The sequence below is a fragment of the Comamonas kerstersii genome (genome assembly GCF_002056725.1).
Lineage (GTDB): Bacteria > Pseudomonadota > Gammaproteobacteria > Burkholderiales > Burkholderiaceae_C > Comamonas > Comamonas kerstersii.
Genome location: NZ_CP020121.1, coordinates 2,174,329 through 2,187,158, shown reverse-complemented (window position 1 = coordinate 2,187,158; position 12,830 = coordinate 2,174,329). Strand labels below are relative to the sequence as shown.

Here is a 12,830-nt window from a genome sequence, read left to right as displayed (position 1 = left end):
GCCTTGTTCCACCTGACTCTTTTCATTCAGTTCTGATGCACGACCGCATCCTTCTGTGTGCCAGCGCCGCACACTGCGCCCAGGTACTGCAGGCAGCTGCCGCAGACCGGGTCAAGCTCCACAGCCTGCAGCCCAGCACCCGCTGGCCCAGCCCTGCTCCTGACACCCATCCCCTGATTCTGTGGGCCTTGCTGCCCACTGCCTGCGATGCCGCCGCACTGGCCCTGGAAGCCCAGTGGCGTGCGCACATGCTGCAGCCACAGGCCCAGCACTTCACCATCCAGATGCTGTATGGCTCCGCCGCTCAGCAGGCCCGCCAGTTGGCCCCCTGGATCAAGGCAGAAACTACCGATGCAGGCTCTGCAACTGATGCAGACTGCCCCGAGTGCCTGGACGCGCGCAGCGAGCAGTCCCTGTTCCAGCACCTGCTGCAGCGCAGTCAGACCACCCAGCAAACATAAAAAAAGAGGGCTGCCAGCGCTGGATTTATCAGCATTTCACATACAAAAGTATTTGAAACCCTGATTTAACCAGCGCAAGCAGCTCTCTTTTTCAGAGAAGCGCTATGGCCAAGCCCGCTTCGGGCAAGCAGTGCTTACTGTACCGAGGAAGAGCCGGGGGCCTGCGTCGATGCATCCGCAAACATCTGCGCAGCATCTACCGCATCAAAGTGGTACTCAGCACCACAGTAGTCGCAGCCCACTTCCACCGTACCGCGCTCAGCGATCACGGAGTCCACCTCTTCCTTGCCCAAATTGCGCAGCATGCCTTCCACGCGTTCGCGGCTGCAGGTGCAGGCAAAGTGGGGGCCGTTGTCGCCATCCTGAGGCACAAAGCGCAGCAGCTTTTCTTCCCAGAACAGGCGGCGCAGGATGGTGTCCACATCCAGCGTCAGCAGCTCTTCGCGCTTGAGGCTGGCAGCCAGTGTGGCGATGCGGTTGTACTCTTCGTTGGCGCCGAGGCGGTCCTGCTCATCCTGTGCGCTTTCGGTGGCACCTGCCAGGTTGTCCTGACCCTTGAGCGGCATGCGCTGAATCAGCAGGCCTGCGGCGACTTCGTCGTTGGCGGCCAGCACAATGGTGGTGTCCAGCTGCTCGGACTGGCGCATGTAGTGCTGCAGCACGTCCGAAATCTTGTTCAGTGGCTGGCCATCAGGGCTGGTCAGGGGCACCACGCCCTGGTAAGGCTGCTGACCGGGCAGGCGGTCCTTAGGGTCCAGCGTGATGGCGCAGCGGCCCACGCCGTTCACATTCACCAACTGCTCCAGCGAAGCGCCAACAGGCACATCACCGTTGACCGATGCCGTGGCACGCAAGCCCAGGTCAGACTGCACCTCAGCCACAGCCACCTTGACCGGGCCGTCGCCAAAAATCTGGAAAATCAGCGCGCCATTGAACTTGATGTTGGACTGCATGAGTACGCTGGCGGCTGCCATTTCACCGAGCAGCTCACGCACAGGCACTGGGTAGGCACCCGTGGAGGTATTGCTGGCACGGCGCTGGAGGATGTCCTTCCAGGCGTCAGTCAGACGTACGATCATGCCGCGAACCGGCAGGCCATCAAAAAGGAATTTGTGGAGTTCAGACACGCTGTGTGTATCCCGATCAGTGTTGGTGAAATGCCGGGCGGCTAGCCCAGCTTGCGCAGTCCCGCCCTGAAGCGCCGCGCGTTATGGATGTAATGCTGCGCACTGCGGCGCAGTCCCTCGATCTGCTCTGGGGTCAGCTGCCGGACCACACGGGCCGGGCTTCCGATGATCATGGAGCCATCCGGAAACTCCTTGCCCTCGGTCACCAGTGCACCTGCACCCACCAAGCAGTTTTTGCCAATTTTGGCCCCGTTCAGCACAATCGCACCGATGCCGATCAGGCTCTCGTCCCCAATCGTGCATCCATGCAGCATGACCTGATGGCCTACGGTGACATGGCGGCCAATCGTCAGTGGCATGCCTTCGTCAGCATGCAGCACGCTGGCATCCTGCACATTAGTGCCTTCGCCAATGGTAATGTGGGCCGTATCCCCTCGCACCACGGTGCCAAACCACACGCTGGCATCAGCGCCCAGCTGCACATCGCCCATGACCTGCGCACTGTCAGCAATCCATGCGCTCTCGGCAATCTGCGGGGCTACACCCTCCAGTTCATACACGGCCATCTTGTCTCCTCTTTTTTGTGCCTACGGGAAAATACAATTGTAGGTATGGAGCTCCGACAACGCGCACTCGAGGTTTTGCGCCTCTGCGATGCTGCTGAAAAGGCAGCACAGGCCATGCACATGCATGCTCAGTCTCAGCAATGGGACATCGCCCAGCAATCCCCCGCCCTTCCCCCTGACGCCCACTTACCAGGCCATCCCGCACGCCCCGAGCTGCGCCACCACACCGAGGTGGCACGCCGCTCACCTGCGACGCTGGAGGGGCGCATCATTCTGATGCATGCCATTGCACACATCGAGTTCAATGCCATCAACCTGGCGCTGGATGCCATCTGGCGCTTTGATGACATGCCGCGCCAGTACTACCTGGACTGGCTGCGCGTGGCCGGTGAAGAAGGCAAGCACTTTCTGCTCATCTGCGACTGGCTCAAGCAGCAGTGCCATGACTATGGCGACTTCCCTGCCCACCAGGGGCTGTGGACCATGTGCGAAAAGACGGCGGGCGACATCACCGCCCGCATGGCCCTGGTGCCACGCACCATGGAAGCGCGCGGGCTGGATGCCACGCCGCAGATCCAGGCCAAGCTGCGCCAGGTCGGAACCCCGGATGCACTGGCCGCCGTGGCCGTACTCGATGTGATCCTGGAAGAAGAGGTCGGCCACGTGGCCATTGGTAACCATTGGTATCGCTTCTTATGTGAGCGCTACGGTCTGGATCCACAACCCTACTACACTGTACTGGCGCATAAATATGAAGCGCCGCGGCCGCGCCCGCCTTTTAATACAGAGGCCCGTCAAGCCGCTGGATTCACCGACGAAGAAATCGCCTGGCTTGAACAGCATTGACACCCCGATCCCCAGACGTTCCCACCATGCCCGCCAATTCCTCCTCCTCTCCTGCTGCGCCGGCCGCTACTGCCTCCAAGGGCACCTCCATGATCGCGCGACAGGCCATTGTGAATGCCGAAAAAGCGGTCATCGGCTATGAGCTTTTCAATCGCTCCCGCGCGCCCATGGAGCACACCGCAGCCACGGATGTGCTGCTGCTGTTCACGGCCCTGTCACACACAGGCCGTGAAGACCTGGTGGGCACCAAGCTGCTGTTCGTCAACAGCACGCACGAAAGTCTGGCAGGCGGCCACCTGGAGCTGCTCAGCCCTGAAAAAGTGGTGCTGGAGGTGGAGCCTTTGGGCCACGTGGCGGCCTCGGAAGCCTTAGCGCGCCTGCCCATTTTGCGTTCGCTGCGCGAGCGCGGCTTCAAGCTCTCGTTCAACCACACGGTGCTGGAGTCGGCCTATGCCACCTGGCTGCCGCTGGCAGACTACATCAAGCTGGATATGAACCTGTTGCGCCCCGAGCAGCTGGCAGTGCTCACCAGCCATGCCATCCGCCATAGCAAGGCGCAGCTGGTGGCTACCAAGATTGAAACGGAAGAACAGTTCACGCTGGCACGCAGCCTGGGCGCGGCCCTGTTCCAGGGCTACTGGTTCTCACGCCCGGCTGTAGTTGAAACCAAGCTGCTGGCCCCCAACCAGGTCAGCATCATTCAGCTGATCAATTTGCTGCGTCAGCAAGCCAGCACCGATGAGATTGAAGATGTCCTGAAAAAGGATGCCGGACTGGCCTTTAATCTGCTGCGGCTGATCAACTCTGCTGGTTTTAACGGCTCCCGCGCCATTACTTCCGTGCGCCAGGCCATCATGATCATGGGGCTGAAAAAGCTGTTCCGCTGGTCTGCCCTGCTGCTGACTGCCTCACAGTTCGGAACCTCCACCCCGACCATTGGGCATACCGCCGTGATTCGCGCACGACTCATGGAACTGCTGGCCATGGAGTTCATGAGCGGAGACGATGCCGAGCAAGCCTTCCTCGTAGGGGTGTTCTCGCTGCTTGACGCCATGCTCAACATGCCACTTACCGCAGCCTTGCAGCTGATTCGCCTCCCCGACAACGTGCGTGATGCCCTGCTGCTACGCCAAGGAGTCTTTGGTGAGCTGCTCACCCTGGCCGAAGCCTGTGAAAGCGGCGATGACATCGTTTTCGACCAGGCAGCCTCAGTCCTTGGCCTCAACAGCCAGCAAATCAACTGGGCTCATTTGCAGGCCTTGGCTTGGTGCGACCAGATCACGCAGTAATCCGGTCTGCGCGCCCGCCAGAGAAGTACGTTTGCTTACACGCTACACATAGCGCTACATTTAAAGGCTACATTGCTTTTTTGCGCTGACTGCCATGAACGCTGTGACCACGCCCGCTGTTTCTGCTACACCGCCCGCCCCCGGCATTCCCGACGATTCGGTTGCCATGATCGGACGGCAGGCTATCCTGAATGAGCGTCGCGAGGTCTTTGGTTACGAGTTGTTCGACCGCACCACAGCGGCGGCTGCCCATACCGCTGCCAGCGATGCAGCCATGCTGTTCAATGCCTTGTCCTATACCGGCACCGAGATGCTGGTAGGCCGCAAGCTGGTCTTCATCAATTGCACTCACGAAAGCCTGGCAGGCGGTCACCTGGAGTTGGTGCACCCCGACAAGGTCGTGCTGGAGGTGCCCACCCTCAAGGAGGGAGCCAGCGCAGAGGAAATTGCAGCCATCATTCCAGTGCTGGAAACCCTGCGCCAGCGTGGCTTTCGCCTGGCCTTCAATCAGCACATGCTGCGCAGCAGCTATGCCAGCTGGCTGCCCCTGGCCAGCTTTATCAAGCTGGACATCCTGGGCCTCCCGCTGGAAAACGCAGCAGCACTGGTGCGCTTTATCCGTGCCCACACCAGCGCACAGATCGTGGCTGAAAAAGTAGAAACACAGCAGCAGTACGAACACATGCAGGCGCTGGGCGTGACCTTGTTCCAGGGCTTCTGGTTTGCCAAGCCTGATGTCGTGCAGGCCAAGACCATCCGCCCCTCTCAGGCCATCATCCTGCAGCTGCTCAACCTGATCCGCCAGCAAAGCAGTTCGGCAGAGATCGAAGACCTGCTCAAGAAAGACCCCACCCTGTCGTTCAATCTGCTGCGCTTTATCAATTCGTCAGGCTTTGGACTGTCGTGCGAGATCACCTCGTTCCGCCATGCAGTGATGATTCTGGGCATGAAAAAGCTGTTTCGCTGGGCGGCTCTGCTGCTGACCTCCTCGTGCAACGGCGGCAACACCCCGGCAGCAGGTCATATTGCGGTGGTACGCGGCCGCCTGATGGAACTGCTGGCGACCGACATGCTGTCTACCGAAGAAGCTGACAATGCCTTTGTGGTGGGCGTGTTCTCCATGCTCGACACCATGCTGGGCATGCCCATGGAGCAGGCTCTCAGCGCCGTGGCACTGCCGCAGCCCGTGGTCGATGCCCTGCTGCACCGCACCGGGGTCTATGCCCCCTTCCTGGAACTGGCGCTGGCCTGCGAGAGCGGCAATGATGAAGCCTTTGCCAAGCACGTGGAAAGCCTGCATCTGTCCAACCACCAGGTCAACTGGGCACACCTACAGGCCCTGGCATGGGCAGATACGCTGACCGAAATGGACATCTGATTCTTCCCTGCCGTTTCCGCTGCACAGATAAAAAAGCGCCACCTTCGGGTGGCGCTTTGCGTGCAGAACAATGATGAATCAGTTGGCCTGCAGATTGGCTGCCTTCACAATGCGTGCATTGTTGGCAGACTCCTGAGCAATCTGCTTGACGAAAGTCTGCGCATCACCGCCCATGGGCACATTGTCTGAAGCCTTGAGCTTGGCCTGAATATCAGGTTCAGCCAATGCCTTGTTCAGCTCCTGGTTCAGGCGCAGCACGATGTCCTGAGGTGTCTTGCCTGGTGCGAAGATACCGAACAGCGAGGTTGTGTTGGCGGCTGGGAAACCCAGCTCTGCCAGCGTAGGCACCTTGGGCATGCTTTCCAGACGCTGAGGCGCACCCACTGCCAGCGGATGCAGCTTGCCTGCCTTGATGTGCTGCATCACGGTAGGGCCGGCGTTGGTAGACAGCACCTCGTACTGCGCGCCCAGCGCGTCATTGAGTTGCTGTCCGCCTCCCTTGTAAGGAATATGGGTGATATCCACCTTGCCTTCGTACTTGATCTGCTCGAGCACGATGTGGCCCAGCGATGCCAGACCAGCCGTAGCCCAGCGAATCACGCCGGGGCTGGCCTTGGACTCTTCCAGCAGCTCCTTGAAGCTGGCAGCACGGTTGGCTGTCGTGCCCAGAATCAGTACCGGCGAATACATCACGCTCACAACGGGGGTGATATCTCTGGCAGGGTCAAAGGGCGTACCATTCAGATGCGGCGTCAAAGCCAGAGGGCTGATGGCCGAAAAGCCGATGGTATAACCATCAGGTGCAGCCTTAGCTACGGCATCCATGCCAATCACGCCACCTGCGCCCGCCCTGTTTTCCACCACGACTGGCGTGTTCAGCTGCGTGCTGAGCTTCTCACCCAGTGCGCGTGCCACCACGTCGCTCACACCGCCTCCGGGATAGGCCACAATGATGTGAATGGGTTTGTTCGGCCACTGTGCAGCGTCTGCCCAAGAAACAGCAGGCACTACCGCGGCACACAGTGCGGCGGTGAGCACACCTCGGCGCAAGGCGTTCATGATCGTTACTCCGGATTGACAAATAAATACAATTATCTTGCCAAATCAAAATCACTAAACCAACATCAGCTTTTCTTACTCGCAATTTATCCTCTCGGATGGTGCTTGGCGTGCAGCTGCTGCAGCCGCTCCCGGGCCACATAGGTATAGATGGTGGTGGTTGAAATATCGGCATGCCCCAGCAGCATCTGCACTACACGCAGGTCTGCGCCATGGTTGAGCAAGTGCGTGGCAAACGCGTGGCGTAAGGTGTGCGGAGACAGCGGCGCGGTAATGCCAGCGAGTGCAGCATATTTTTTCACCAGCATCCAGAACATCACACGCGTCATGCCGCTGCCGCGCTGGGTGACAAACAGATCGTGGCTGACCTGCCCGCCCAGAATGACGGCACGCGCCTGCTGCACATAGCGTTGCAGCCAGCTTTGCGCTTCTTCACCAAAGGGCACCAGACGTTCCTTGCGCCCCTTGCCCTCGGTGCGCAGCACCCCGGCCTGCATGTCAACCTGATGCACCTGCAGGCTCACCAGTTCACTCACCCGCAGGCCGCTGGCATACATCAGCTCCAGCATGGCCCTGTCACGCAGGCCCAGCGGCGTGCTGTCATCGGGCGCCAGCAGCAAGGCCTCCACCTGCTGCTGCGTCAGCGTATGCGGCACACGCAAAGGCCGCTTGGCGGCCAGCAGGCGCACAGTCAGGTCGGCCTGCACGCGCTGCTCACGCAATGCCCAGTGGTAAAAGCGCCGCAGCACACTCAGGCTGCGGTTGCTGGAGACAGCTTTCACGCCCTGTGCATGCCGCGCCTGCAGAAAATCCTGCAAGTCATGCTCCTGCGCCTGCAGCAGCGAGCATGCACTTTCCGACTGCGCCAGATGCTGGGCACAGGCCGTCATGTCACGGCGGTAGGCCTGCAAGGTGTTGGTCGACAGACCATCCTCCAGAAACAAGGCCTCGATAAAGTCATCAATCGCCAGCACACTGGCCTGCAATGCAGCATCACTCATGCCGTGATTGTGAACAAAAAAAGGCGCTGCACCTTTCGGATGCAGCGCCCTGGGTACACACCCTGTGTCCGGGCGCTTATTCCAGTGTGAGCTTCTGGTCCTGCACCACCTTGCGGTAGACCTCGTACTCATTCTTGATCTGATCCGCAAACTCCGCTGGGCTGTTGCCTACGACCAGCGAGCCCGTGTCCTCAATGCGCTGACGCACGGCAGGGTCCTGCAGGACTTTCTTGACAGCCACATTGATTTTTTCCACTACCTCTGGCTGCATGCCCTTGGGGCCCAGAATGCCGTAGAAGGCCATGCGGTTCACAGGCTCCAGACCCACTTCCTTGAAGGTGGGGACATCAGGCAGTACGGCCAGACGCTCAGGCGCAGCCACGGCAATGGGTAGCAGGCGCCGGTCCTTGATGAAGGGCAGAGCCGAAGGCAGGTTGTCCAGAATCATGGGCACCTGACCAGAGACCGTGTCGCTGAGCGCCGGGCCTGCTCCGCGGTAGGGGATATGGGTGATGAAGGTACCAGTCAGGTTCTTGTACAGCTCCATCAGCATGTGCTGAATGCCGCCCGTACCAGAAGAGGCATAAGAGAACTCACCCTTGGAGTTCTTGACCTTGTCTTCAAAGCTCTTGTAGTCGGTCGGGCCAAACTTGGGGTTCACCGCCAGCACATTGGGTGTGGCTGCGATATTGATGACGGGCGTGAAGTCCGTGAGGGTGTTGTAGGGAATCTTGGGGTTGATGGCCGGATTCGTGGCGGTGGTCGACACCGTGGCAATCCCCAGCGAGTACCCATCTGGTGCAGAGCGTGCGGTTTCCTGAGCGCCAATCACGCCGCCACCGCCGCCCTTGTTTTCCACGATCACGGGCTGCCCCAGCTCACGACTCAGAGGATCGGCAATCACGCGCGCAATGATGTCGGTAGTGCCACCAGGCGCAAAGGGCACCAGCAGCTTGATGGGCTTGGACGGATACGCCTGCTGCGCCATGGACGCAGTGCCCAGCAATGCAAAAGCCAGTCCCAGACAGGTACGACGTTTCATAGTAGTCAGCCTCCTCAACTTTTGTAAGTTTGCGTTTAGGGTGGGATGACTCTAGTGGAGCAGGCCGACAAGCGGTGGCATTTTTTGGCCGTTTTTCCTCCGTAAATTCCCTAGCCTTTTCTCCAGGCAAGCTGCCTTGCACAGCCCAGACAGCCATCGGGATAGGAGTAAGCTTCGCCCCCGTGAACTACGCCCAGCTGCTTTTCCCTGACTTTGCCCTGATCTTGCTGGGCTATCTGCTCTGCCGCTTCAGCCCACTCAACCGCCCCATCTGGCACAGCGTGGAAGCGCTGGTGTACTACCTGCTGTTTCCGGTGCTGCTGTTTCACTCCATTGTGAAAAGCCCGCTGCAGTGGGATGCCACCGCCAGCCTGATTGCTGCAGGCATCACCCTGGGGCTGGCAGGTATTGCACTGGCCTACAGCCTGCCTTGGTGGCCGGGCCTGCGCAAAAGCATCGGCGCACGCGACCACGCCTGTGCAGCGCAGGTGGCGTTTCGCTTCAACTCCTTCATCGGGCTGGCACTGGCTGACCGGCTGGCCGGTTCGCAGGGGCTGTTTTTCATCTCGGTGCTGATTGGCTTTTGCGTGCCCATGTTCAACATCGCCGCAGTCTGGCCCATGGCACGCGAGAGCCAGCAGAGCTTCTGGGCACAGCTGGTGCGCAATCCGCTGGTGGTGGCCACGCTGTGCGGCCTGGCAGCGAACCTGCTGGGCTTTCGCATGCCGCAGTGGCTAGAGCCCCCCGTGGCGCGCCTGGGTGCGGCTTCGATTGCGCTGGGCCTGATGTCTGCTGGTGCAGGCATGCAGCTGGGCCTGCTCACCCAGACCAAGCGGTTGAGCGTTTGCGTGCTGGGCATTCGCCACCTGATTCAGCCGCTGGTGGCACTGGGCTGCATTCACCTGTTTGGTCTGCAGGGCGACCAGGCGCTGGTGCTGCTGCTGTTCTCTGCCCTGCCCACGGCCTCTACCTGCTATGTGCTAGCCGCGCGCATGGGTTACAACGGGCCGTATATCGCGGGCCTAGTCACACTCTCTACCGTACTGGGCGTAGTGAGCCTGCCCTATGCGCTGTCGCTGATGCCTTGAATTTCATAGCTGCCAGCGCTTGATCTGCTTATGTTTCAGATATAAAAGCATCTGAAACTATTGCTAATCAAGCGCAAGCAGCTATTTTTTTGAAAGTTTTCAGCCTCAGCCCGTATTGCGCACCCCTGCGGCAATACCGTTGATGGAGATGTGAATACCGTTCTTCAGCCGCTCTTCGGCATGCCCATCGCGCCAGCGGCGCACCAGTTCCACCTGCAGGTGGTGCAGCGGGTCGATGTAGGGGAAGCGATGGCGAATCGAGCGTGCCAGCGCAGGATTGCTAGCCAGACGGTCGGTCTCGCCCGTGATGCGGTTCAGCGCATCCACGGTGCGCAGCCACTCGGCCTCGATCAGCGAGAAGATCTTCTTGCGCAGGCGCTTGTCCTGCACCAGCTCGCTGTAGCGCGAGGCCAGCGCCAGATCGCTCTTGGCCAGCACCATGTCCATGTTCGACAGCAGCGTCTTGAAGAACGGCCACTGGCGGTACATCTTCTGCAGCAGCGCGAGCTGGCGTTTCGGGTCTTCGCCACTGCTTAAAAACGCCTCCACCGCTGCGCCAAAGCCATACCAGCCGGGCAGCGTCAGGCGACATTGCCCCCAGCTAAAGCCCCAGGGAATGGCGCGCAAGTCTTCAATGGCCTGCGTGGCCTTGCGCGATGCAGGGCGTGAGCCGATGTTCAGCTCCGCAATCTCGCGGATCGGCGTAGCACTGAAAAAATAATCCGCAAAGCCCGGCGTCTCATAGACCAGCTTGCGGTAGGCCGCCATGCTGGCCTGCGACAGCTGCTCGGCCGCCTGCAGAAAAGCCTTGCTTGCCGGCTTGGTGGGCTGCAGCAGCGTGGCCTCCAGTGTGGCGGCCACCAGTGTTTCCAGGTTGCGTCGGCCAATTTCAGGGTTGGCGTATTTGGAGGCAATCACCTCGCCCTGCTCGGTCAGGCGAATCTGCCCGCGCACCGTGCCCGGTGGCTGGGCCAGAATGGCCTGGTAGCTTGGTCCACCACCGCGCCCCACGGTGCCACCTCGGCCGTGGAACATCCGCAGGCGAATGCCGTGCTGCACGCCCAGTGTGTCAAACAGCTCCACCAGTGCGAGTTCAGCCTGGTACAGCTCCCAGTTGCTGGTGAAGATGCCGCCATCCTTGTTGCTGTCGCTATAGCCCAGCATGATGTCCTGCACGCTGCCCGAGCGCTGCAGCAAAGCAGCCACGCCGGGTATGGCGTAGTAGCGGCGCATGATGTCCGCCGCCGCACGCAGGTCGCCAATGGTCTCGAACAGCGGCACCACGATCAGATCCACCGTGGCCTGGGCATCAGCCAGCGTGCCGTGCATCAGCCCCACTTCCTTTTGCAGCAGCAGCACTTCAAGCAGATCGCTCACCGTTTCCGTGTGGCTGATGATGTAGTGGATGATGGCCTGCGCCCCATAGCGCTCGCGCATCTGGCGCGCGGTTTCAAAAATGGCCATTTCGCTGCGCGTGAAGTCGCTGTAGCTGGCTCCCACCACGCGCAAGGGGCGGGCGTCTTCCAGCAGGCGCTGCAACAGGGCGCACTTGGCGGCTTCGTCCAGCTGGGCGTAATCCGGCTCCATGCGTGCAGTCGCCAGCAGTTCGGCCAGCACGGCCTCGTGCTGGTCAGAACTCTGGCGCAAATCCACGGTGGCCAGATGGAAACCAAACACCTGCACGGCGCGTATCAAGGGGTTTAGACGCTGCGCAGCCAGTGCCTCGCCATGGTGCTGCAGCAGTGAGTCATGAATGGTCTGCAGGTCAGCCAGAAACTCCTGCACGCTGGCATAGGCGTTCTGCGGGGGCACCGCATGGCGCGCGGCCTTGCCGCCCGTGAGCTGCTCCAGGGTTGCGGCCAGTCTGGCGTACACGCCTGTCAGCGCGCGGCGGTAGGGCTCGTCCTGACGGTGGAGGTTGGTATCGGGCGAGGCATTGGCCAGCGCCTGCATCGCGGGCGACACCTGCACCAGGCGCGCAGACATGGACAGCTCCGCGCCCAGGTAGTTCACTTCCGTCAGGTAGTGGCGCAGCGCCACTTCGCTCTGGCGGCGCAGTGCCAGCTCCAGGGTCTGCGCCGTCACATTCGGATTGCCGTCGCGGTCGCCCCCAATCCACTGCCCCATGCGCAAAAAACTGTGCACGGCGCGGCCATCGAGCGCCTCTTCCAGCGCGGCGTAGAGCTTGGGCACTTCGCGCAGAAAGGTGGCTTCGTAATAGCTGAGCGCGTTTTCAATCTCGTCGGCCACGGTGAGCTTGGAGTAGCGCAGCAGGCGCGTCTGCCACAGCTGGGCCACACGGGCACGCAGCTGCGCCTCGTTGGCTGCGAGCTGACGCGGCGTGAGCGCATCCCTGGCACTGTTGAACAGCTGGGCACGGGCAAGCATGTCATCCCGCTCCACCAGCAGCTGGGCAATGTCGTGCTCGGCCTGCAAGATGCTCTGGCGCTGCACCTCGGTGGGGTGGGCCGTGAGCACGGGCGAGACATAGGCACTGGCCAGCGTCTGCGCAATCTCATCCGGCGTAATGCCTGCCCAGCGCAGACGCGACAGCGCCACCTCAATGCTGCCTTCCTGCGTATTGCCTGCACGCTCGTGCACTGCACGGCGGCGAATGTGGTGGCGGTCTTCGGCCAGATTGGCCAGGTGCGAGAAATAGGTAAAGGCGCGGATCACGCTCACCGTCTGGTCGGTGCTCAAGTCCTTGAGCAGCTTTTTCAACGCCTTGTCAGCCGCATGGTCGTGATCGCGGCGAAACGCAACGGACAGCTGGCGCACCTGCTCGATCAGTGCAAATACGGCCTCGCCTTCCTGCTCACGGATGATGTCTCCCAGAATGCGGCCCAGCAGCCGGATATCTTCCAGCAGCGGTAAATCCTTGTCATTGTGGCGTGCAGCAGCGGCCCTGGCAGGCAGATGCGACGCAACATCCCCTTTGTTCTTCTGTGTCTTGACTGCGGTCATATTGGCAAA

The 12,830-nt window shown here is 60.8% G+C and carries 11 protein-coding genes; 5 read left to right on the top strand and 6 right to left on the bottom strand.

Going from position 1 to position 12,830, the window contains the following annotated elements; genetic code table 11:
• Nucleotides 1-35: 35 nt before the first annotated feature.
• Nucleotides 36-461: a hypothetical protein gene (locus tag B5M06_RS10205; RefSeq protein ID WP_054066526.1), complete on the top strand. Its 426-nt coding sequence runs from the start codon at nucleotides 36-38 to the stop codon at nucleotides 459-461.
• A 134-nt stretch (nucleotides 462-595) separates the two neighbouring features.
• Here the strand turns inward: B5M06_RS10205 and hslO are convergent, their stop codons facing one another.
• The gene (gene hslO / locus B5M06_RS10200) at nucleotides 596-1,588 is read right to left on the bottom strand and encodes an Hsp33 family molecular chaperone HslO (RefSeq protein ID WP_054066527.1); all 993 of its coding nucleotides are present in this window, start codon (nucleotides 1,586-1,588) and stop codon (nucleotides 596-598) included.
• Nucleotides 1,589-1,629: 41 nt separating this feature from the next.
• Complete coding sequence (locus B5M06_RS10195) at nucleotides 1,630-2,154, bottom strand: gamma carbonic anhydrase family protein (protein ID WP_054066528.1); 525 nt, start codon at nucleotides 2,152-2,154, stop codon at nucleotides 1,630-1,632.
• A 45-nt stretch (nucleotides 2,155-2,199) separates the two neighbouring features.
• Between B5M06_RS10195 and B5M06_RS10190 the strand changes: the two genes are divergently transcribed.
• The 3 genes from B5M06_RS10190 (at nucleotide 2,200) to B5M06_RS10180 (ending at nucleotide 5,667) form a co-directional block, all read left to right on the top strand.
• A complete protein-coding gene (locus B5M06_RS10190) occupies nucleotides 2,200-3,000 on the top strand; it encodes a ferritin-like domain-containing protein (RefSeq protein WP_054066529.1) in 801 nt (266 codons plus the stop codon).
• Between the two features lie 26 nt (nucleotides 3,001-3,026).
• Nucleotides 3,027-4,289, top strand: a complete 1,263-nt coding sequence (locus tag B5M06_RS10185) for an EAL and HDOD domain-containing protein (protein WP_054066530.1) — start codon at nucleotides 3,027-3,029, stop codon at nucleotides 4,287-4,289.
• A 94-nt stretch (nucleotides 4,290-4,383) separates the two neighbouring features.
• The gene (locus B5M06_RS10180; RefSeq protein WP_054066531.1) at nucleotides 4,384-5,667 is read left to right on the top strand and encodes an EAL and HDOD domain-containing protein; all 1,284 of its coding nucleotides are present in this window, start codon (nucleotides 4,384-4,386) and stop codon (nucleotides 5,665-5,667) included.
• Nucleotides 5,668-5,745: 78 nt separating this feature from the next.
• On the opposite strand, the gene B5M06_RS10175 is transcribed toward B5M06_RS10180, so the two are convergent.
• The 3 genes from B5M06_RS10175 to B5M06_RS10165 all read right to left on the bottom strand — a co-directional run bounded on the left by B5M06_RS10175 (nucleotide 5,746) and on the right by B5M06_RS10165 (nucleotide 8,769).
• The gene (locus B5M06_RS10175; RefSeq protein ID WP_054066532.1) at nucleotides 5,746-6,729 is read right to left on the bottom strand and encodes a Bug family tripartite tricarboxylate transporter substrate binding protein; all 984 of its coding nucleotides are present in this window, start codon (nucleotides 6,727-6,729) and stop codon (nucleotides 5,746-5,748) included.
• 83 nt (nucleotides 6,730-6,812) lie between these two features.
• Complete coding sequence (xerD, locus tag B5M06_RS10170; RefSeq protein ID WP_054066533.1) at nucleotides 6,813-7,727, bottom strand: site-specific tyrosine recombinase XerD; 915 nt, start codon at nucleotides 7,725-7,727, stop codon at nucleotides 6,813-6,815.
• Between the two features lie 76 nt (nucleotides 7,728-7,803).
• Nucleotides 7,804-8,769 (bottom strand): tripartite tricarboxylate transporter substrate binding protein BugE, encoded by a 966-nt coding sequence (locus B5M06_RS10165; protein ID WP_054066534.1) that lies wholly within the window; start codon nucleotides 8,767-8,769, stop codon nucleotides 7,804-7,806.
• Between the two features lie 182 nt (nucleotides 8,770-8,951).
• On the opposite strand from B5M06_RS10165, the gene B5M06_RS10160 reads away from it, so the two are divergent.
• Nucleotides 8,952-9,857, top strand: coding sequence for an AEC family transporter (locus B5M06_RS10160; protein WP_054066535.1), 906 nt, complete (start codon nucleotides 8,952-8,954; stop codon nucleotides 9,855-9,857).
• 105 nt (nucleotides 9,858-9,962) lie between these two features.
• Here the strand turns inward: B5M06_RS10160 and ppc are convergent, their stop codons facing one another.
• On the bottom strand, nucleotides 9,963-12,821 hold the full coding sequence (gene ppc / locus B5M06_RS10155; RefSeq protein WP_080025220.1) for a phosphoenolpyruvate carboxylase: 2,859 nt from the start codon (nucleotides 12,819-12,821) through the stop codon (nucleotides 9,963-9,965).
• Nucleotides 12,822-12,830 lie beyond the last annotated feature (9 nt).